We start from the raw sequence: 21,439 nt of genomic DNA, 5'->3' as shown, positions 1-21,439 counted from the left end.
TCTTCCGCGTCCGGTCACGCGGTGGGCAGCCAGCCCACCTTCCCGGCGAGCAGCCCGTACCCGACGAAGGCCACGATGTCGAGCAGCGCATGCGCCACGACCAGCGGCCCGACCCGCCCCCAGCGGCGGTACAGCAGCACGAAGACCACGCCCATCACCACGTTGCCGATGAAGCCGCCGACCCCCTGGTAGAGGTGGTACGAGCCGCGCAGCACCGAGCTCGCCACCAGCGCGGCCATCGACGTCCATCCCAACTGGCCCAGTCTGCGCAGCAGATAGCCGACGACGATGACCTCCTCCAGGACGGAGTTCTGCACCGCCGAGAGGATGAGCACCGGGTACTTCCACCACACGTCGGGCAGCGACTCGGGCACCACCGTCAGGTTGAACCCGGACGACCGCGCCGCCAGGTAGAAGGCGAGGCCCGCGCTTCCGATCCCGGCCGCGACCAGCGCCCCGCGCCCGAGGTCGGACCACGGCCGGGTCCGGTCGAAGCCGATGGCCCGCAGTCCCCGTGTCTCTGGCCCTTCCCGCATCAGCAGGTGGGCGACGAGCACGACCGGCACGAGCGCCGTGGCGATGTCGAAGAGCTGCCAGGACAGGTCGAGCCAGGGCCGCCCGGGGGCGTACGAGCCGTTGAGCTTCGCCGCCTGGTCCTTCAGCGACCCCGGCTTGGTCAGCGAGCCGATGAAGCTGATGAGCGCGGACACCCCGCTCGCCCCGAGCGAGAGCGCGAGGACGATGAGCGTCTCGGAGCGCAGCACGCGGCGCGGCAGGCCGTCGGGGGGCGGGGAAGCGTCCCTCAGTCGTTGCTCCGACACCACACCTGTCTCCACTTCCCGTCGCGGGGGCACACGCCGTTCCGGTGGTCCCGGCCGTCCGGGACCACCTTGACATGATCACCCATGCTCCCGACGGGTAAGGGGTCAGTCGATCCCCACCGGCCAGGTGTGCACCGGTTCGCCCGCGAGCATGAGCGTCCGGTAGCGCCGGGTGGTCGCCGCGAGGGCGGCCTCCCTGTCGAGGCCCGACTCCAGGGCCCGGTGGAAGGTGTCGGCCTGCCAGGAGGCGCCGTTGACCCGCCGCAGACAGCGCTGCTCGATCACCCCGAGGTAGAAGTCCCGGTCCGCCGGCTCGATGTGCCAGGCGTCGAGCCCCGCCGCGGCGAGCGGCAGCAGTTCGTCGAGGACGAGCCGTACGGCCGGGAGGGTCGCGATGCCGCCGGCGCGTCCCGAGCGGGGCCAGCGCAGCTCCGCCTCGATGCCGTGGCGGCAGGCGGTGTCGAAGTTGGCCTCGGCGTCCTGGAAGGTCATGCGCTTCCACACCGGCCGGGGATCGTCGGCGAGCGAGCGGACGAGCCCGTAGTAGAAGGCCGCGTTCGCGATCACGTCGGTGACGGTCGGGCCCGCCGGCAGCACCCGGTTCTCGACGCGCAGGTGCGCGACCCCGTCGACCCAGCCGTACACGGGCCTGTTCCAGCGGTAGACGGTGCCGTTGTGGAGGACCAGTTCCTGGAGGCGCGGCACCCCGCCCCGGTCGAGGACGAGCAGCGGGTCCTCCTCGTCGCAGAGCGGCAGCAGGGCGGGGAAGTAGCGGACGTTCTCCTCGAAGAGGTCGTACACCGAGTCCACCCACCGCTCCCCGAACCAGGTGCGGGGCCGTACCCCCTGGGACTGCAGCTCGGGCGGCCGGGTGTCGGTGGCCTGGGTGAAGAGCGGCGGCCGGGACTCGCGCCACAGCTCGCGGCCGAAGACGAAGGGGGCGTTGGCACCGAGGGCGATCTGGACGCCGGACACGGCCTGCGCGGCGTTCCACACGGGGGCGAAGCGGGCGGGCGTCACCTGGAGGTGCAGCTGCACCGAGGTGCAGGCCGCCTCGGGCACGATCGACTCCGAGGTGCACAGCAGGCGTTCGACGCCGTGGATGTCGAGGGTGAAGTCCTCGCCGCGGGCGGCGAGGATCTGGTCGTTGAGAAGGGTGTAGCGGTCGTTGTCCGAGAGGTTCTCGGGGACCAGGTCGTGCTGGGCGAGCGTGGGCAGTATGCCGATCATGACGACGCCCGCGTCGAGTTCCGCCGCCTTGCGGTCGGCGTATCCGATGCCGGTTCCGATCTCTTCCGCGAGCCGGTCGAATACGCGTCCGTCGAGCTGGTGGGGCGCGATGTTCACTTCGAGGTTGAACATTCCGAGTTCGGTCTGGAAATCGGTGCTGGCGATCTTTTCGAGAACCGGGCCGTTGAGCATCCTGGGCAGCCCGTCGGCGCCGGCGAGATTGAGTTCGATCTCCACGCCCATGAGATTGCGCGGCCGGTCGAACCTCTTCTCCGCGAGGAGTCGCGCGAGCCCCGCGAGACACTGCTGGAGCTTTCTGCGGTACTGCTGCCGGTCGGACGGGCCGAACCCGTCGGCCACGACCTTCTCCCCCATCGAAGCGTCCCTCCCCGAGTGGGCAGCCGCCACGACGGCCGCGCGTCACGGACGATGATGCCCACCCCGCTGATCCACAACGCCTGCGGAACCGGCCTGTCGAAGGATAGGCTGGACTGAGCACCCCACCGGCACATCCCGAAGGCAAGGAACACGCGACATATACCAATGTCGTATTTACCGGAGACCCCGGGTCGAAATTCGGCCGTCCGCCTTCACGAGGAATACGCAGGTGGGAGCGGTATCGTCCTCGTGATTCCGCTTCAACTCCCGGCGATTACGGCCTGATGACGTCTTGTCAGGAATATCCACGAGGTCTAGCGGAAACACTGTGTGAACACGTGTCGTATAAACTCCGCGGACGAGGCAGAGTGTTGGCGCCCGGCCATGGCCCCATGGCCCTTCTCTGGCCCCGCCGCCGACAGCGCCGTCGTACCTGCCCACGCATCACCGTGTCTCCTGAGTGAGAGGCGACCCACCATGCTCCGACCCTCCTCGGCCCCCGCGCCGGCCCTCCGCAGTGTCCTCGCGGCCCTCGGCTCACCGACCGCCGTCCGCGAGCCGCGAACTCCCGCGCTGCGGGCCGCACAGGGACCGCTGAGCCCCGAACACGCCCTGCCCGTGCACGTCCTCGACGTCGCCGGAGCACCGGGGCTCGCACCCCGCATCCGGCTCGCCGGCTGGCGCTTCCTGATCCGGAGCGGGGACCGGGCGATCGCCGCCGCGGACACCATGCTCACCGCCGACGGCTGGGCCTTCTCGCACTTCTTCGAAGGCCCGTACGTCTCCGCCACGGAACGGGCCCTGCTCCAGGCCGAGGCCCTGCCCGTCACGTACCGGCCGAGGCTGCTCTCCGTACCGGAGCTCTACATGCTGACCCTCTGGCTGCACTCCGGCCTCGAGGCGGACGGCGCCGACGACACCCCGGCCGCCGCCGATCTGATGGTGCCCCTGGCCCCCGCACCCCCGGGGATCGCGGCCCACCGCCCGTACCAGGTGTCCGATCTCCTGCCCGTGATCAGCACACGCCTCGCGCCGCCGCCCCTCCTGGGGTCGCCGGCGCCCGCCTGAGCCGGCACACGCGCGTCCCCGCCCCGTGACCCGGCCGGATCACGGGGCGCACTCCTGTCCGATCCGTGCGCCCGAACGCGCCGTCCGCACGCCCCTCCCGTACGGACTAGCCCGCTCGGGCCACCCCGAACCACCCGAAGAGACGGTGCAGTTGACCTGAACCGCCCCTGCGGGTGATGCGTCTTCCCAGGAGAGGACGAGCTGTCGCGAAATACCTGCAGAAGACCGTCCGTGGGGCAAGACTGGGACCGGAACCGAACCGACCGACGGGGGCGGCCATGAGCGCGCAGAGCCGCAGGACATCCACCACGACGCAGCGAAAGAACCCACCCATGTGCCAGCATCAGCCTGCCTGTCCCACCGCCGACTCCGCCGACCGGGAGGCGGCCCGACTGATGGCACACCACCCGGAGCAGGGCTGGAGCCTGCTGTGCAACGGCGTCCTGCTCTTCGAGGACACCGGAGAACTGCTGCCGGACGGGCAGATCATCGCCCCGCACCGGCCGCTGACCGCGGGGCAGGTGACGACCGCCGCCTGAGAAGGGCGCGGAAGGACACCGTACGAGGAAGAGAACGCCGAGGGCCGGCCCGGAGGAGATCCTCCGAACCGGCCCTCGGCTCGTGCTCAGTGGTCGTACTCGTCCAGCGGCGGGCAGGAGCAGACCAGGTTCCGGTCGCCGAAGGCACCGTCGATGCGGCGCACCGGCGGCCAGTACTTGTCGGCGGCCGAGACACCGGCCGGGAAGACCGCCTCGTCGCGCGTGTACGGGTGGTTCCACTCGCCGCCCAGCGCGGCCGCGGTGTGCGGGGCGTTGTGCAGCGGGTTGTCGTCGGCGGGCCACTGGCCCGAGGCGACCTTCTCGATCTCGCCCCGGATCGCGATCATCGTGTCGCAGAAGCGGTCGAGCTCGGTCAGGTCCTCGGACTCGGTCGGCTCGATCATCAGCGTGCCGGCCACCGGGAAGGACATCGTCGGCGCGTGGAAGCCGTAGTCGATGAGGCGCTTCGCGATGTCGTCGACGCTGACGCCGGTGGCCTTGGCCAGCGGGCGGATGTCCACGATGCACTCGTGCGCGACCAGCCCGTTCGGGCCGGTGTAGAGCACCGGGAAGTGCGGCTCCAGGCGCTTGGCGATGTAGTTCGCGGCGAGCACGGCGACCTGGGTGGCGCGCTTGAGGCCCTCGCCGCCCATGAGGCGCACGTACGACCAGGAGATCGGCAGGATGCCGGCGGAGCCCCAGGGGGCGGCCGAGATCGGGCCGACGCCGGTCTCCGGGCCCGCGGTGGGCTGGAGCGGGTGGTTCGGCAGGTACGGGGCGAGGTGGGCGCGGACGCCGACCGGGCCGACGCCGGGGCCGCCGCCGCCGTGCGGGATGCAGAAGGTCTTGTGCAGGTTCAGGTGCGAGACGTCGCCGCCGAAGTGGCCCGGCTTGGCCAGACCGACCAGCGCGTTGAGGTTGGCGCCGTCGACGTACACCTGACCACCGGCCTCGTGGACCTCGGCGCAGATGTCGGCGACGTGCTCCTCGAACACACCGTGCGTGGACGGGTAGGTGATCATCAGCACGGACAGCTCGTCGCGGTACTGGGCGATCTTGGCGCGCAGGTCCTCGACGTCGACCTCGCCGTCGTCGGCGGTCTTGACGACGACGACCTTCATGCCGGCCATCACCGCGGAGGCGGCGTTGGTGCCGTGCGCGGAGGACGGGATGAGGCACACGGTGCGCTGCTCGTCGCCGTTGGCGCGGTGGTAGGCGCGCACGGCCAGGAGGCCGGCGAGCTCGCCCTGCGAGCCGGCGTTCGGCTGGATCGACACCTTGTCGTAGCCGGTGACCTCGGCGAGGCGCTCCTCCAGCTCGGTGATGAGCGTGACGTAGCCCTGCGCCTGCTCGATCGGGGCGAAGGGGTGGATCTGGCCGAACTCGGGCCAGGTCACCGGCTCCATCTCGGTGGTGGCGTTCAGCTTCATCGTGCAGGAGCCGAGCGGGATCATGCCGCGGTCGAGCGCGTAGTCGCGGTCCGCGAGCTTGCGCAGGTAGCGCAGCATCGAGGTCTCGGAGCGGTGCGCGTGGAAGACCGGGTGGGTCAGGTACGCGTCGGAGCGCAGCAGCCCGGCGGGAAGCGTGTCCTCGGTGACGGCGTCGAGGGCCTCGATGTCACCGTCGACACCGAAGGCACCCCAGACGGCGGCGAGCTGCTCACGCCCGGTGGTCTCGTCGCACGAGATCGACACGAGGTCGGCGTCGACGCGGTAGAGGTTCACCCCGGCCTCGCGGGCGGCGGCGACGACCTCGTCGGCCTTGCCGGGCACGCGGACGGTGAGGGTGTCGAAGAACGAACCGTGCACGACCTCGACGCCACCGGCGGTGAGGCCCGCGGCGAGGATGGCGGCGTACCGGTGGGTGCGCTCGGCGATCTGCTTCAGACCGTCCGGACCGTGGTAGACGGCGTACATGCCGGCCATGACGGCGAGCAGCACCTGAGCGGTACAGATGTTGCTGGTGGCCTTCTCGCGGCGGATGTGCTGCTCGCGGGTCTGCAGGGCCAGGCGGTAGGCGCGGTTGCCGTCGGCGTCGACCGAGACGCCCACGAGACGGCCGGGGAGGGAGCGGGCGTGCTTGTCCTGGACGGCCATGTAGCCGGCGTGCGGGCCGCCGAAGCCCATGGGGACGCCGAAGCGCTGCGTGGTGCCGACGGCGATGTCGGCGCCCAGCTCGCCCGGCGAGGTGAGCAGGGTGAGCGCGAGCAGGTCGGCGGCGACGGTGACGATCGCGCCGAGCTCGTGCGCGGCGTCGATCAGCGGCTTGATGTCGCGGACGACACCGGAGGCGCCGGGGTACTGGAGGAGCACGCCGAAGACACCGCGCTCGGCGACCTCGGCGGGGATGCCCTCGCTCAGGTCGGCGACGACGACCTCGACACCGGTCGGCTCGGCGCGGGTCTCGATGACGGCGATGGTCTGCGGCAGGGCGTCGGCGTCGACGAGGAAGACACCGTTCTTGACCTTGCCGACACGGCGGGCCAGCGCCATGGCCTCGGCGGCGGCGGTGCCCTCGTCGAGGAGGGACGCACCGGAGGTGGGCAGACCGGTCAGGTCGGCGACCATGGTCTGGAAGTTCAGCAGGGCCTCCAGGCGGCCCTGGGAGATCTCCGGCTGGTACGGCGTGTAGGCCGTGTACCAGGCGGGGTTCTCCATCACGTTCCGGAGGATGACCGGCGGGGTGAAGGTCCCGTAGTAGCCGAGGCCGATCATCGGGGCGAGGACCTGGTTGCGGTCGGCGAGCGTGCGCAGCTCGGCGAGGACCTCGGCCTCGGTGCGCGCGGCCGGCAGGCCCAGCGCCTCGGCGTTCTTGATCACGTCCGGCACCGCGGCGGCCGTGAGCTCGTCGAGCGAGCCGTAACCGACCTGGGCGAGCATCTTGGCCCGGGCCTCGGCGTCGGGCCCGATGTGCCGCTGCTCGAACGGGATGCCCTGTTCGAGCTCGGAGAGCGGAGTGCGGTTGGCGGTCATGTACGGAGGCCTCCTGGTCGTCACGACCTGCGAGGGGCACCACGGCGCGGGTACCCGGACGGCCTCCCCCTCTGTCATCTCAACCTGAGAGTTTCACCGGCACGCCTCGCGGCACGCCGGCTTTCACCGTCGGTGAGAGCGGAATGCCGTCGGACATCCGCTCTGCTTTCCAGAGTGACCTCGTCCGCGCGGTACAGGGGCCTGAGAGATTCCGGGGAGGATTTGCTCCTTCGGCGCCCACCGGAAGGTTTCTCCGGGGGACTCTCCCGCACGGGGTCGACAGCCACGACCAGCCTACCAGCGCGGTTGCGGCTCCCATCGCTCAAGTGGCCGACATCCCAGATGTGCACTTTCGTAGGGGTGTAGAGCAGTTGCGACCAGTTGGAGGGACCGTGCAGACCGATATCGATCCGCGCAGCCTGATCGGCCGCAAGGCGTTCGACCGGAACGGGCACAAGATCGGAACCGTGGACGAGGTGTACCTGGACGACGCGACCGGCATCCCCGAATGGGCCGCGGTCCGCACGGGGCTGTTCAGCCGGGACGCCTTCGTTCCCCTGGAGCCGAGCGCCCTGCTCGACGACGGCCTCCACATCCCGTACGAGCGGGCGCTCATCAAGGACGCCCCCGACTTCGGCGTGGGCCGCCACCTCTCCCCCGAACAGGAACTCCAGCTCTACCGCCACTACAGCCTCGCCCTGCCGCCCCCGCCCCCCGACGTCCCGGACAAGGACTTCGGCCGCCTGGCGGGCCAGGACGGCGCCTGACGGCCCACGAGCCGACGACCGGGGAAGACCCGCACCGCCCGCCGGTGCGGGTCAGGCCACCGTGGCCCCCCGCACCAGCGGCAACGGCTCCGACGGCTCCAGCTCGGGGTCGTCCACGGGGAACGTCCGCACCCGCCCGGGCCCGGACCACGGCTCCTCGAACCGCACCGTGACCCGCCCGACCCCGCTCCCCTGGACCCACCCGGCCCCGTGCACCGCGTGCCGCACGTCGTGCCCGGGCGCCCAGTGCCTCTCCACGGGGCCCTGCTCCCCGGCCTCGACGACCTCCTCCGCCTCGGCCACGGCCCCCGCCTCCGGCTCCGGCCCGGCGTCCGCCTCGGCGTCGGCGACCGCCTGGGCGAACAGATCCTCCTGCGTGTAGTCCGCGAGCCCGCTCACCCCCACCCCGAGGAGTCGCACGCCCCCCGTCGTGTCCACCGCCTCCAGGAGCCGCCCCGCCGCCTCCCGCAGGACGGCCGGGTCGTCCGTGGGCCCCCGCAGCGTCTCGGACCGGGTGAGCGTCGAGAAGTCGTACCGCCGCACCTTCAGGACGATGGTCCGCCCCGAGTGCCCCGACGCCCGCAGCCGCCCCACGCACCGCTCCGCGAGCCGTTCCACCTCCAGCCGGATCCGCACCCGGTCGTGGAGGTCCACGTCGAAGGTGTCCTCGACCGACACCGACTTGGCGTCCCGCTCGGCCACCACGCGCCGGTCGTCGTACCCCTGGGCCATCCGGTGCAGGGAGGTCCCGTGCGCCCGCCCCAGGAGCCGTACGAGCTCGTCCTCGCCCGCCTCCACGAGATCGGAGACGCTGGTCATCCCGGCGCGCCGCAGATGCTCCCCGGTGGCCGGCCCGACCCCGGGCAGGATCCGCACCGACCGCGGTCCGAGCAGCTCCCGCTCGGTCCCGGGCTCGATGAGGACGAGCCCGTCCGGCTTGGCCTCCTCGGAGGCGATCTTCGCGATCATCTTGGACCCGGCGAGCCCCACCGACCCGGTGAGCCCCGTCGTGGCGAGGATGTCCACCCTCAGCCGCTCCCCCGCCGCCCGGGCGCTCGCGCTGTCGTCGGCGACGCCGCCGGCCTCGAGGTCGACGAAGGCCTCGTCGAGGCTGAGCGGCTCGACGAGCGGGGAGAGCCGCCGGAGCAGCTCCATGACCTGCTCGCTGATCGAGCGGTAGAAGGCGAAGCGCGGCACGAGATAGGCCGCGTTCGGCGCGAGCCGCCGCGCCTGGCCCATCGGCATGGCCGAGTGCACCCCGAAGCGACGCGCCTCGTAGGAGGCGGTGGCGACCACGCCCCGCGGGCCGAGACCGCCGACGATCACGGGCTTTCCGCGCAGACTGGGCTTCGACGCCTGCTCGGCGGCGGCGAAGAAGGCATCCATGTCGAGATGCAGGATCGTGGGCGCGGCTCTCACACGTCCGATGCTGCCCTACGCCACTGACAACGCCCCAGCGGAACGCCCAGCGCCCCAGGGCGAACCCCGACGAACGAGGCACGCCCGGACCTCGAACCGCCCGGACCAGGGAAGCCCTGGGACCGCTTGGCCCAGGAAAGCCCTGGGACCGCCCACCTCGCGGAAGCCCTCGGACCACCCGGACCACGGACGCCCTCAGACCGCCCTGTCGCGCCGTCGTCGCGCCAGCTCGTCGCCGGGGTTGTGCCCGACCAGCGTCTCGCCGGTGTCGACGCGCTCCCCGTGGAGCTGCGAGAGCGCGGCCTCGACGTCGCGCCAGACCACCCCGACGGCGATGCCGAAGACGCCCTGACCGCCCTGGAGGAGGTCGACGACCTCGTCGGGCGAGGAGCACTCGTAGACCGTGGCCCCGTCGCTCATGAGCGTCATCCGCTCCAGGTCCCGGAAGCCCCGGGCACGCAGGTGCTGCACCGCGGCCCGGATGTTCTGCAGCGCCACCCCGGTGTCGAGGAAACGCTTGACGATCTTCAGCACGACGACGTCGCGGAAGCTGTACAGCCGCTGGGTCCCCGACCCGTACGCCGGCCGTACGCTCGGCTCCACGAGTCCGGTGCGCGCCCAGTAGTCCAGCTGGCGATAGGTGATCCCGGCGGCCGCGCAGGCCGTCGGTCCGCGGTAGCCGATCGCCGCGTCGGCGATGCCGACACCGGTGTCCGTCCCGAAGTCGCCCACACTGCCGTGAAGCGGATACGGACCGCTCTCTCCGGACGCGCGTCCGAGGGAGCTCCCTGCCGTACCGTCCGCGCTGCTCATCACGCCGACCCTCCGTCCTTGACCTGCCCACACGAAGGTAGGCAGTCACTAGGGGTGCGTCAACGATCGCCACACTCGGCACGCCGAGTGATAATCACCCTGAGAGTGGTTTCGCGTGTCCCTCTCCCGGGAAAGGCTACTCGAATGCTCTGACGGCACCCCGCGAACGGCCTCCGGCCGGACCGCTGCGCCTCACTGGCTGCTGCTTCCGAAATCCTCCGGTGAGATCTGGTCGAGGAACTCGCGGAACTTCTCCACCTCGTCCTCCTGCTCGTCCGGGATCGCGATGCCTGCGTCGTCCAGCACACCGTCGCTGCCGAAGATCGGCGTCCCGGTCCGAAGGGCCAGCGCTATCGCGTCCGACGGCCGCGCGCTCACCTCGACGCCGCTGGCGAAGACCAGCTCGGCGTAGAAGACCCCGTCACGCAGATCCGTGATGCGGACCTCGGTGAGCTCCTGTCCCACGGCCTCCAGCACGTCCTTGAACAGGTCGTGCGTCAGCGGCCGCGGCGGGGCCATCCCCTGCTGGGCGAAGGCGATCGCGGTCGCCTCCCCCGGTCCGATCCAGATGGGGAGGTACCGATCGCCTCCCACTTCACGCAGGAGCACGATCGGCTGGTTGGAGGGCATTTCCACCCGGACACCCACAACGTCGAGCTCGTTCACACAGCAACCCTAGGACGTGCCCGACCGGTTTGGATAGTCGGGCCCCCGCCGGACGCCTCACCGGGTCACTGGAGCCGGATCCCCAGGGCGGTCTGGACGAGGGCCGCGTGCAGCCGCACCGACTGCGCGGCGAGCTCCTTCGCGGTGGCCTCCGCATGGGCTCTGGTCTGCGGGTTACGGTGCCGGCGCAGCGGCGCGACCACCTGCTCGATCAGCCCGGCCTCCCGGTCGGCGGCCGCCTTGACGGCCCGCAGGTGCCGGGGTTCCAGACCGAATCTCCCCAGATCCGCGACAAGCCTGGCGACGGTGACGGCGTCGGCGTCGTAGCCGCCGCCCTCCGTCTCGGCGATCAGGCCGTACGACTCCCATTCGGCGAGCTCGGCCTCGGTCACCTCGGCGGCGGCGATCAGCTCGGCCCGTCCGAGCCGCGCGACGGTCGGTGTCTCCGCCTCGTCCTGCTCCCAGGCCCCTTCCAGCAGGTCCCGCCGACGGCCGGGTGCCGGAAGCTTGATCTCCTCGCCCCGCGCGAGGGCGTCGAGGTGCTCACGGATCACCTTCAGCGGAAGATAGTGGTCCCGCTGCATCCGCAGGATGCGGGCGAGACGCTCCACGTCCTCCGGGCTGAACTTCCGGTACCCGGAGGCCGTCCGCCGGGGCTCGACCAGCCCCTCGGCCTCCAGGAACCGGATCTTGGAGATCGTCACTTCGGGAAATTCGTCGCGCAGCTGGTTCAGCACCGTGCCGATGCTGACCAGCCGTTCGCCCGCGGTGGCGGTGCCGGATCCGGCACCGCCCGTCGGTGTTCGCAGCATGGACCTTCCCTGAAGGGATTCCCCGAGGCGTCACACGCCTCGCTGGCTCGAGTAGAAGACCAGCCGGTACTTGCCGATCTGCACCTCGTCGCCGTTGGACAGGACGACCGAGTCGATCGGCTCACGGTTGACGTACGTGCCGTTGAGGCTGCCGACGTCGGCGACGGTGAAGCTGCCGTCCTGCGCCCGCCGGAACTCGACATGCCGCCGGGAGACGGTGAAGTCGTCCAGGAAGATGTCGCTCTGCGGGTGACGGCCGGCCGTCGTCAGCTCGCCGTCGAGCAGGAACCGGCTGCCCGAGTTCGGCCCCCGGCGCACCACGAGGAGCGCGGAGCCCGAAGGCAGCGCCTCCACGGCCGCCAGCGCCTCGGGAGACAGCGACGGAAGGGCGGTCTGACCGGTGACCTCCGCTTCGTACGCCTCGATGCCCGAGATGGAGATCGTCGACGTCGTCTCCGACGCGCGCTCGGCGGCGACCCCGCCCCGCAGCGGCGTACCGCAGTGGGAGCAGAAGCGGCTGTCCGCCGCGTTGCGGTGACCGCACCTCGTACACACCGGCATGGACGCATCCTCCTGCCGCGGCTGCCCCGCGGAGGTCTGTGTCGCGTACGGGTCGGGCGTGAACCCTCCACCCGTACTTGAGGTTGATGGTTCTCCGAAACCTATGCGGGCGGCCCCGGCGGGGTCAACAGAAGACGCGCCCTGCGTGCCCGGAATGTCACCGCCCCGACCCTCGACCTCGTCACGGAAGAGCGGGCGCTCGCCGCCCTGCTCCTCGCTCTGGGCGTGGCGCGGCGCGGCGTGCCTGGCGTTGCCGCCGTCCTCGCGTGCGCTCTTGCCGAACAACTTCGCAAACAACTTCACGGGCGATTCCCCTTGACCGAAACAGACCCGCCCGTGGGGCAGGACGAACCGAGATCCTTCACACCTGCCGACCCGGACACCTTCACAACGTCCGTATCCTCCGGACAGTTTCCACCACGCACCACCCTTGTGGTGCGCCGACCCCCCGCAACGTCATGCCCTTGTCGCGGGAACCCCCTCGTCCCCTTCTCACTGGGAGGACGACTGAGCGTAGTCAGGCCGCTTCGCGGGTCGCAAGGCGTCGACGACGATCTTCGCCGACCGCTCCACCGTGGCTGTGGCCTGCTCCTTCTCCAGGGTCTGCACGACACCGCCGGGGATGTTGAGCGCGGGCTCGAGATCCTCCGGCTTGCCGATGACCTTGAAGACGTACGGAGCGGCCACCTTCGTTCCATCGATCCGCATGTCCTCACCACTACCGGTGAAATAACTGTCCGCGACGACCCGGACGCCGTTCACCTGGATCGCCTCGGCACCCGCCGCACGCAGCTCCTGGATGGCGTCGAGCAGCATGTCCGACTCGACCGCCCCGGCGGGATCCCCCACCGTGAGGGTGATGCCCGGCCCCTCGGCGGCGACGGTGCCGGCCAGGATGCCGAGCTGCCGCTCCTTCTCCTGGGTCTGCCTGCGCGCCTCCTCGGCCTGGTCCGAGCTTGACTCCAGCTCGGAGCGCTGCTTCTCCAGGCGGGCCTTCTCGTCCTCCAGGCGCTGCGTGCGGTCGTCGAGTTCGTCGAGGATCCGCACGAGGTCCTCCTGGCGGGCCCCGCGCAGCGCGCTGTTCTCGCTCGTCGAGGAGACCTGGATGGCCAGCCCGAGACCGAGGACGAACAGCAGGAGAGCAACGACGAGTTGAGCCCGGGTCACCCGCGGCGGCCACAGGGCGGAGGCGAGCCTCCGCCGCCCGCTCGGCTCGGCGACGGGCGACGCGGCCACGGCCGGCGGCCCCGTCACGACCGGCGCGTCGGGCGCCTCGGGTGCCTGAGGCGCCTCAGGCGGCCGGACTTCCTCGCCCCGCTGCTCGGGCTTCGACGTCTCGGGGGCCTCTGGCTTGCCGGCCTCGGGGGCCTCGGGCTTCTCGGGCCGCTCCGGGTTCCCGGAGTTCTGAGGGTTCTCGGAGTTCTGGGGGTTCTCGCTCATCGGCCTCACGCCCGGAAGACGTGACGCCGGATGGCGGCCGCGTTGGAGAAGATACGGATGCCGAGCACGACGACCACACCGGTCGACAGCTGCGCGCCCACGCCCAGCTTGTCGCCGAGGAAGACGATCAGCGCGGCCACGACCACGTTGGAAAGGAACGAAACCACGAAGACCTTGTCGACGAAGATCCCGTCCAGCATGGCCCGCAGGCCGCCGAAGACCGCGTCGAGGGCGGCGACCACGGCGATCGGAAGATAGGGCTCCACCACCGCCGGAACCTCGGGGCGGACCAACAGTCCGACCACGACTCCGACGATCAGGCCCAGTACGGCGATCACGATGTGCCCTTCCCTGTGTCGGCCGTGGCCCGACCGGAGGGCGTCGCCACCCCGGCCCCCCTCGGCTCTGCGGTACGTACGGTCAGGCTCGGCGCGGCCGGCAGGCGCACATCGCCCTCGACCGAGATCCTGCTCCTGATCCCGAAGTTCTCCACCAGCGCGTGCAGGTACTGCCCGTCGGCGCTGTCCTGGAACGCGGTGCTCAGCCGCTGCCCGTCCCCCACGGCGAGGACGGTGTACGGCGGCACCAGCGGCTTGTTGTCGACCAGTATGGCGTCACCGGCCGCCCGGATCGCTGACAGCGACGTCAGCCGCTGCCCGTTGATCGCGACCGCCTCGGCACCCGACTCCCACAGACCGTTGATCACCCGCTGCATGTCCCGGTCGCGGACCCGGCCCGTGTCGGAGAAGCCCGTGCTCTCCCGCGGTCCGCCACCACCGGTGTCGGTGTCCTTGGCGTCGTCGACCACGAGCCTCACCCCGGGGCCGTGCACCGGCGTCGCGCCCGACAGCAGGGCCACGAGCTCGGCCTGGTCCCCGCCGTGCTGCTGCAGGGCCTGCCGCTGGCGCTCCCCGACCTCGGCCCGGATCCGCTCGACGTCCTCCTCCAGCCGGTCGGCGGCGGACGTCTCCTTGTCGATCCGGTCGATCAGGTCCTGCCGCTCCTTGGCGACGACCGGCGCGGAGATCCGCGCCTCGGCCGCGCCCACGGTCACCACGACGGCGGCGAGCAGAAGACCCGCGGCGACGCCCAGTTTGGCCCGCAGGTTACGGGGCAGCCCACCCCCCTCGGCCGCTCGCCGGGCCGTCGCCTCGGCGTAGCCGTCGTCGAGCGCGTGGTCGATCACGTTGTTCAGCAGCGACATGGACGCGTCCGGACGCGGCGGCGACGATCCGGTGCTCCGAACGGGGTGCTGCTGCGACATGCCGCACATCGTCGCACGTCGCACGGCCTACCGCCGAATGGCCCCTCCGTACGACCGGGAGGCGCCCCACGGACACCTCCCGGCCGAACCCGCCCGAACCGTCAGCGACCTGCGCTGTCGACCACCTCGGCCCACTCGTCGAGCAGGGCCTGCGCGGAGGCGTCGTCGGGGCCCTCCGCCCACAGATGGGTGACGGCCTCCGCGGGGTCGGGCAGCACCATCACCCACCGCCCGTCGGCCTCGACCACCCGGACTCCGTCGGTGGTGTCCACGGAGCGGCTGCCCGCCGCCTCCACCACCCGGCGCATCACCAGTCCCTTCACGGCCCACGGGGTCGCGATGTCCTTCTTCAGGACGTGCGCCCGCGGGATCCGGGCATCGATCTGGCTCAGCGTGAGCTGCGTCCGCGCCACGAGACCGATCAGCCGCACGAAGGCGGCGGCCCCGTCGAAGACGCTGCTGAACTCGGGCACGATGAACCCGCCACGCCCGTCGCCGCCGAAGATCGTCGACTCCTCGCGCCCGACCCGCGTGAGGTCGTCGGGCGAGGTGGTCGTCCACTCGACCTGGGTGCCGTGGTACGCGGCGACCTGCTCGGCGATTCTCGTGGTGGTCACCGGCAGCGCGACCCGCCCGGACCTCCGCTCGGCCGCCACCAGGTCGAGCAGCACCAGGAGCGCCCGGTCGTCCTCGATGATCCGCCCGCGCTCGTCCACCAGCGAGAGCCGTTCACCGACGGGGTCGAAGCGCACCCCGAACGCGGCGCGCGCCGAGGCCACGATCTCCCCGAGGCGTACGAGCCCGGCCCGACGGCTCTCGGCCGACTCGGTGGGCCGGGACTCGTCGAGCCCGGGATTGATCGTCAGTGAGTCGACCTGGAGCCGCCCGAGCAGACTGGGCAGTACGAGCCCGGCGCTGCCGTTGGAGGCGTCCACGACGACCTTCAGGCCGGCTTCCGCGATCCCGGTGGTGTCGACGTTCCGCAACAGCGAGCCGGTGTACGAGTCGAAGACGCTCGCCGGGAAGGAGAGGTCGCCGATCTCGCCCGGGAACGCCCTCCGGTACTCCTGGCGCGCGAACACCCGATCGAGCTTCCGCTGCTGCGCCTGGGAAAGGTCCGCCCCGCGTTCGTCGAAGAACATGATGTCCACCGAGTCCGGCACCCCGGGCGAGGTTCTGATCATGATCCCGCCGGCGCTGCCGCGCGCGGTCTGCTGCCGCGCCACCGGCAGCGGTACGTTCTCCAGGTCCCGTACGTCGATGGCGCTGGCCTGCAGCGCGGAGATCACCGCCCGCTTCAGCGCCCGGGCACCCCGGGAGTGGTCGCGCGCGGTGGTGACGGTCGAACCCTTCTTGAGGGTCGTCGCGTACGCTCCCGCGAGCCGCACGGCCAGCTCGGGTGTGATCTCGACGTTCAGGATGCCGGAGACCCCGCGCGCCCCGAAGAGATGGGCCTGCCCTCGGGACTCCCAGATGACCGAGGTGTTGACGAAGGCGCCGGCCTCGATCGTCTTGAAGGGGTAGACGCGCACGTTCCCCTGCACGATCGATTCTTCGCCCACGAGGCACTCGTCCCCGATGACGGCCCCGTCCTCGATCCGGGCGGCCCGCATGATGTCGGTGTTCTTCCCGATCACACAGCCCCGCAGATTGCTCTGCTGCCCGAGGTAGACGTTGTCGTGGACGACCGCCTTGTGCAGGAACGCACCGCTCTTCACGACCACGTTCGAGCCGATGACGGTGTGCTCACGGATCTCGGCGTCCGCCTCGACCTTGGCGTAGTCACCGATGTAGAGCGGTCCGCGGAGCACGGCGTCGGGATGTACTTCGGCGCCTTCCGCGACCCACACCCCGGGAGAGATCTCGAAGCCGTCGATGTCGACCTGGACCTTGCCCTCCAGGACGTCCGCCTGCGCCTTGACATAGCTCTCGTGGGTGCCGACGTCCTCCCAGTAGCCCTCGGCGACATAGCCGAAGATCGGCTTGCCCTCCTTCATGAGCTGAGGGAAGACATCGCCCGACCAGTCGACCGGAACGTCCGCCTCGACGTAGTCGAACACCTCGGGTTCCATCACGTAGATGCCCGTGTTCACGGTGTCCGAGAAGACCTGCCCCCAGGTGGGTTTCTCCAGGAAGCGCTCGACCTTGCCCTCTTCGTCGACGATCGTGATCCCGAATTCCAGCGGATTCGGCACCCGGGTCAGACAGACCGTGACGAGGGCGCCCTTCTCCTTGTGGAAGGCGATGAGATCGGTGAGATCGAAATCGGTGAGTGCGTCACCCGAGATGACGAGAAAAGCGTCGTCCTTCAACGCTTCCTCGGCGTTCTTCACACTTCCCGCTGTACCGAGTGGCTTTTCCTCGTTGGCATACGTGAGCTCCATCCCGAGCTCTTCGCCGTCACCGAAATAGTTCCTGACGAGAGAGGCGAGAAACTGCACGGTGACGACGGTCTCGTTGAGACCGTGCCTCTTGAGCAGTCGTAGGACGTGCTCCATGATCGGCCGGTTCACCACCGGCAGAAGAGGCTTGGGCATGCTCGAGGTCATGGGGCGAAGGCGGGTTCCTTCGCCACCGGCCATCACGACGGCCTTCATGTCGGAAGCGTCCTCCTTGAAGAGACGACGGTCCTGCCGACTTCACCTGTCTGCTCAGGGGCCCTTCGAGGTCCTCGATGTTGCCGGCGACGCTGCTCGACACAGGACAGACGGGCTTAATCGGCCACGGTATCCGCCTTCACGAGTCGGCGGACCTGGACCACGTAGAGGATCCCTGCCCACCAATACAGAGTTGTACCCCATCCGGCGAAGGCCCACCCGAAAACTTCAGCGAGTGACGACAGCCAGCCCGTTCCGTCACTGAGAAGCAGCAGCGGGAACGCGTACATCAAGTTGAAAGTGGCAGCTTTCCCGAGGAAGTTCACCTGCGGCGGCGGGTAGCCGTGCCGGCGGAGGATTCCCACCATCACGAGCAGCATGGCCTCGCGCGCCAGGAGCGCGGCGGTCAGCCACAGCGGCAGGATCTCCCGCCAGGTGAGCCCCACGAGAGTGGACAGGATGTACAACCGGTCGGCGGCAGGATCGAGCAGCCGGCCGAGGCTGCTGATCTGGTTCCAGCGCCGCGCGAGCTTTCCGTCGAGATAGTCGCTGACGCCGCTGAGCGCCAGGACGAGAAGCGCCCACCCGTCACTCTTGGGCCCGCCGAACTCCGGACGGAGAATCAGCCACAGAAACAGCGGCACGCCGACGAGGCGCGCCATGCTGAGAATGTTGGGGATGGTGAGGACCCGGTCGGTCTGAACGCGAGTCTCCTGGACCTCCACCCGGGGGCCTCCTGCTGGGATGGTGCCGACATTGCCCCCCGACCTTACCCTCAGCCACGACGCGGGGGCGCACAGGGTCCCCTCCGGCCCCGGAACGCAAAAATGCCTCAACCCCCGGACGGAGTCCGGGGGTTGAGGCTAAAAATTGTTCGGCGGTGTCCTACTCTCCCACAGGGTCCCCCCTGCAGTACCATCGGCGCTGAAAGGCTTAGCTTCCGGGTTCGGAATGTAACCGGGCGTTTCCCTAACGCTATGACCACCGAAACTCTATGAAGTTCACGAACCGCCGCACCCCGCAGGGGGCGTGTTCGTTGCTTCAGAACTAACACAGTGGACGCGAGCAACTGAGGACAAGCCCTCGGCCTATTAGTACCGGTCAGCTCCACCCCTTACGGGGCTTCCACATCCGGCCTATCAACCCAGTCGTCTACTGGGAGCCTTACCCTCTCAAGGAGGTGGGAATACTCATCTCGAAGCAGGCTTCCCGCTTAGATGCTTTCAGCGGTTATCCCTCCCGAACGTAGCCAACCAGCCATGCCCTTGGCAGGACAACTGGCACACCAGAGGTTCGTCCGTCCCGGTCCTCTCGTACTAGGGACAGCCCTTCTCAATATTCCTACGCGCACAGCGGATAGGGACCGAACTGTCTCACGACGTTCTAAACCCAGCTCGCGTACCGCTTTAATGGGCGAACAGCCCAACCCTTGGGACCGACTCCAGCCCCAGGATGCGACGAGCCGACATCGAGGTGCCAAACCATCCCGTCGATATGGACTCTTGGGGAAGATCAGCCTGTTATCCCCGGGGTACCTTTTATCCGTTGAGCGACGGCGCTTCCACAAGCCACCGCCGGATCACTAGTCCCGACTTTCGTCCCTGCTCGACCCGTCGGTCTCACAGTCAAGCTCCCTTGTGCACTTACACTCAACACCTGATTGCCAACCAGGCTGAGGGAACCTTTGGGCGCCTCCGTTACCCTTTGGGAGGCAACCGCCCCAGTTAAACTACCCATCAGACACTGTCCCTGATCCGGATCACGGACCGAGGTTAGACATCCAGCACGACCAGAGTGGTATTTCAACGGCGACTCCACCATGACTGGCGTCACGGCTTCAAAGTCTCCCACCTATCCTACACAAGCCGAACCGAACACCAATATCAAACTGTAGTAAAGGTCCCGGGGTCTTTCCGTCCTGCTGCGCGAAACGAGCATCTTTACTCGTAGTGCAATTTCACCGGGCCTATGGTTGAGACAGTCGAGAAGTCGTTACGCCATTCGTGCAGGTCGGAACTTACCCGACAAGGAATTTCGCTACCTTAGGATGGTTATAGTTACCACCGCCGTTTACTGGCGCTTAAGTTCTCAGCTTCGCCACACCGAAATGTGACTAACCGGTCCCCTTAACGTTCCAGCACCGGGCAGGCGTCAGTCCGTATACATCGCCTTACGGCTTCGCACGGACCTGTGTTTTTAGTAAACAGTCGCTTCTCGCTGGTCTCTGCGGCCACCCCCAGCTCACGGAGCAAGTCCGATCACCGGGCGTGGCCCCCCTTCTCCCGAAGTTACGGGGGCATTTTGCCGAGTTCCTTAACCATAGTTCACCCGAACGCCTCGGTATTCTCTACCTGACCACCTGAGTCGGTTTAGGGTACGGGCCGCCATGAAACTCGCTAGAGGCTTTTCTCGACAGCATAGGATCATCCACTTCACCACAATCGGCTCGGCATCAGGTCTCAGCCTTGGTGTGTGACGGATTTGCCTATCACACGGCCTACACCCTTACCCCGGGACTACCACCGCCCGGGCTGGACTACCTTCCTGCGTCACCCCATCGCTTACCTACTACCACCTCGGTTCGCCGGCTCCACCACTTTCCTTTCCCCGAAGGGTCCGGAACGGCTTCACGGGCTTAGCATCAGAGGATTCGGTATTGGGCGTTTCAAAGCGGGTACCGGAATATCAACCGGTTGTCCATCGACTACGCCTGTCGGCCTCGCCTTAGGTCCCGACTTACCCTGGGCAGATCAGCTTGACCCAGGAACCCTTAGTCAATCGGCGCACACGTTTCTCACGTGTGTATCGCTACTCATGCCTGCATTCTCACTCGTGAACCGTCCACAACTCGCTTCCGCGGCTGCTTCACCCGGCACACGACGCTCCCCTACCCATCACAACACCCGTTGGGGCTATACGCTGCAATGACACGACTTCGGCGGTACGCTTGAGCCCCGCTACATTGTCGGCGCGGAATCACTTGACCAGTGAGCTATTACGCACTCTTTCAAGGGTGGCTGCTTCTAAGCCAACCTCCTGGTTGTCTCTGCGACTCCACATCCTTTCCCACTTAGCGTACGCTTAGGGGCCTTAGTCGATGCTCTGGGCTGTTTCCCTCTCGACCATGGAGCTTATCCCCCACAGTCTCACTGCCGCGCTCTCACTTACCGGCATTCGGAGTTTGGCTAAGGTCAGTAACCCGGTAGGGCCCATCGCCTATCCAGTGCTCTACCTCCGGCAAGAAACACGCGACGCTGCACCTAAATGCATTTCGGGGAGAACCAGCTATCACGGAGTTTGATTGGCCTTTCACCCCTAACCACAGGTCATCCCCCAGGTTTTCAACCCTGGTGGGTTCGGTCCTCCACGAAGTCTTACCTCCGCTTCAACCTGCCCATGGCTAGATCACTCCGCTTCGGGTCTTGAGCGTGCTACTGAAGCGCCCTGTTCGGACTCGCTTTCGCTACGGCTTCCCCACACGGGTTAACCTCGCAACACACCGCAAACTCGCAGGCTCATTCTTCAAAAGGCACGCAGTCACGAGATGCAAGCAAGCTTGCATCCGACGCTCCCACGGCTTGTAGGCACACGGTTTCAGGTACTATTTCACTCCGCTCCCGCGGTACTTTTCACCATTCCCTCACGGTACTATCCGCTATCGGTCACCAGGGAATATTTAGGCTTAGCGGGTGGTCCCGCCGGATTCACACGGGATTTCTCGGGCCCCGTGCTACTTGGGTGTCTCTCCAACGAGCCGCTGATGTTTCGGCTACGGGGGTCTTACCCTCTACGCCGGACCTTTCGCATGTCCTTCGCCTACATCAACGGTTTCTGACTCGTCCTGTCGCCGGCAGACGACAGAAGAGAGATCCCACAACCCCGCATGCGCAACCCCTGCCGGGTATCACACGCATACGGTTTGGCCTCATCCGGTTTCGCTCGCCACTACTCCCGGAATCACGGTTGTTTTCTCTTCCTGAGGGTACTGAGATGTTTCACTTCCCCTCGTTCCCTCCACATGCCCTATGTGTTCAGGCATGGGTGACAGCCCATGACGACTGCCGGGTTTCCCCATTCGGAAACCCCCGGATC

16 protein-coding genes, 2 rRNA genes and 1 riboswitch (1 of these 19 running past the window's edge) are annotated in these 21,439 nt (G+C 68.5%); of the genes, 3 read left to right on the top strand and 15 right to left on the bottom strand.

Annotated elements, in window-relative coordinates:
• Nucleotides 1-14 precede the first annotated feature (14 nt).
• Together BLW86_RS31600 and BLW86_RS31595 are read right to left on the bottom strand one after the other, a co-directional pair.
• Nucleotides 15-806: a CPBP family intramembrane glutamic endopeptidase gene (locus BLW86_RS31600; protein ID WP_093878970.1), complete on the bottom strand. Its 792-nt coding sequence runs from the start codon at nucleotides 804-806 to the stop codon at nucleotides 15-17.
• Nucleotides 807-926: 120 nt separating this feature from the next.
• Entirely contained in the window at nucleotides 927-2,426 is a 1,500-nt protein-coding gene (locus tag BLW86_RS31595; protein WP_093877179.1) for a glutamate-cysteine ligase family protein, read from the bottom strand.
• A 480-nt stretch (nucleotides 2,427-2,906) separates the two neighbouring features.
• Between BLW86_RS31595 and BLW86_RS31590 the strand changes: the two genes are divergently transcribed.
• Both BLW86_RS31590 and BLW86_RS31585 read left to right on the top strand, forming a co-directional pair.
• Nucleotides 2,907-3,497, top strand: a complete 591-nt coding sequence (locus BLW86_RS31590; protein ID WP_093877178.1) for a hypothetical protein — start codon at nucleotides 2,907-2,909, stop codon at nucleotides 3,495-3,497.
• 332 nt (nucleotides 3,498-3,829) lie between these two features.
• Nucleotides 3,830-4,036, top strand: coding sequence for a DUF5999 family protein (locus BLW86_RS31585; RefSeq protein WP_017238438.1), 207 nt, complete (start codon nucleotides 3,830-3,832; stop codon nucleotides 4,034-4,036).
• Nucleotides 4,037-4,122: 86 nt separating this feature from the next.
• Here the strand turns inward: BLW86_RS31585 and gcvP are convergent, their stop codons facing one another.
• On the bottom strand, nucleotides 4,123-7,008 hold the full coding sequence (gene gcvP / locus BLW86_RS31580) for an aminomethyl-transferring glycine dehydrogenase (protein WP_093878969.1): 2,886 nt from the start codon (nucleotides 7,006-7,008) through the stop codon (nucleotides 4,123-4,125).
• A gap of 179 nt (nucleotides 7,009-7,187) precedes the next feature.
• A riboswitch (glycine riboswitch) is annotated at nucleotides 7,188-7,287 on the bottom strand.
• Between the two features lie 113 nt (nucleotides 7,288-7,400).
• Between gcvP and BLW86_RS31575 the strand changes: the two genes are divergently transcribed.
• On the top strand, nucleotides 7,401-7,775 hold the full coding sequence (locus tag BLW86_RS31575) for a PRC-barrel domain-containing protein (protein WP_093877177.1): 375 nt from the start codon (nucleotides 7,401-7,403) through the stop codon (nucleotides 7,773-7,775).
• A gap of 51 nt (nucleotides 7,776-7,826) precedes the next feature.
• Here BLW86_RS31575 and BLW86_RS31570 read toward each other — a convergent pair whose 3' ends face one another.
• From BLW86_RS31570 to BLW86_RS31515, 12 genes are all read right to left on the bottom strand, one after another.
• A complete protein-coding gene (locus BLW86_RS31570) occupies nucleotides 7,827-9,194 on the bottom strand; it encodes a DNA polymerase IV (protein WP_093877176.1) in 1,368 nt (455 codons plus the stop codon).
• Between the two features lie 195 nt (nucleotides 9,195-9,389).
• Nucleotides 9,390-10,007, bottom strand: coding sequence for a MerR family transcriptional regulator (locus tag BLW86_RS31565; protein ID WP_177181801.1), 618 nt, complete (start codon nucleotides 10,005-10,007; stop codon nucleotides 9,390-9,392).
• 192 nt (nucleotides 10,008-10,199) lie between these two features.
• Nucleotides 10,200-10,673: a bifunctional nuclease family protein gene (locus BLW86_RS31560; protein WP_030686418.1), complete on the bottom strand. Its 474-nt coding sequence runs from the start codon at nucleotides 10,671-10,673 to the stop codon at nucleotides 10,200-10,202.
• Between the two features lie 65 nt (nucleotides 10,674-10,738).
• Entirely contained in the window at nucleotides 10,739-11,485 is a 747-nt protein-coding gene (locus BLW86_RS31555) for a transcriptional regulator FtsR (RefSeq protein WP_093877174.1), read from the bottom strand.
• Between the two features lie 30 nt (nucleotides 11,486-11,515).
• Entirely contained in the window at nucleotides 11,516-12,457 is a 942-nt protein-coding gene (locus BLW86_RS31550) for an FHA domain-containing protein (protein WP_218138072.1), read from the bottom strand.
• An 81-nt stretch (nucleotides 12,458-12,538) separates the two neighbouring features.
• Nucleotides 12,539-13,486 carry a DUF881 domain-containing protein gene (locus BLW86_RS31545; protein WP_177181800.1) on the bottom strand — a complete coding sequence of 316 codons (948 nt, stop codon included), beginning with the start codon at nucleotides 13,484-13,486 and terminating at the stop codon, nucleotides 12,539-12,541.
• A gap of 5 nt (nucleotides 13,487-13,491) precedes the next feature.
• Nucleotides 13,492-13,824: a small basic family protein gene (locus BLW86_RS31540; RefSeq protein ID WP_015032176.1), complete on the bottom strand. Its 333-nt coding sequence runs from the start codon at nucleotides 13,822-13,824 to the stop codon at nucleotides 13,492-13,494.
• Nucleotides 13,821-14,750 (bottom strand): DUF881 domain-containing protein, encoded by a 930-nt coding sequence (locus BLW86_RS31535; RefSeq protein WP_093877172.1) that lies wholly within the window; start codon nucleotides 14,748-14,750, stop codon nucleotides 13,821-13,823. Before BLW86_RS31535 ends, BLW86_RS31540 begins: the two co-directional genes overlap by 4 nt.
• Before the next feature lie 101 nt (nucleotides 14,751-14,851).
• Complete coding sequence (locus BLW86_RS31530; RefSeq protein WP_093877171.1) at nucleotides 14,852-17,347, bottom strand: mannose-1-phosphate guanyltransferase; 2,496 nt, start codon at nucleotides 17,345-17,347, stop codon at nucleotides 14,852-14,854.
• Between the two features lie 116 nt (nucleotides 17,348-17,463).
• Nucleotides 17,464-18,072, bottom strand: a complete 609-nt coding sequence (locus BLW86_RS31525; protein WP_093877170.1) for a cardiolipin synthase ClsA — start codon at nucleotides 18,070-18,072, stop codon at nucleotides 17,464-17,466.
• Between the two features lie 147 nt (nucleotides 18,073-18,219).
• Nucleotides 18,220-18,336: ribosomal RNA gene (rrf, locus tag BLW86_RS31520) — 5S ribosomal RNA — on the bottom strand.
• A gap of 82 nt (nucleotides 18,337-18,418) precedes the next feature.
• A 23S ribosomal RNA gene (locus tag BLW86_RS31515) occupies nucleotides 18,419-21,439 on the bottom strand; it runs 101 nt beyond the window's last position.

Origin of the sequence: Streptomyces sp. TLI_105 (assembly GCF_900105415.1) — a bacterium.
GTDB lineage: Bacteria > Actinomycetota > Actinomycetes > Streptomycetales > Streptomycetaceae > Streptomyces.
Note: the sequence above shows the minus strand (reverse complement) of the source record. Positions and strands in the feature narration are given on the sequence as shown.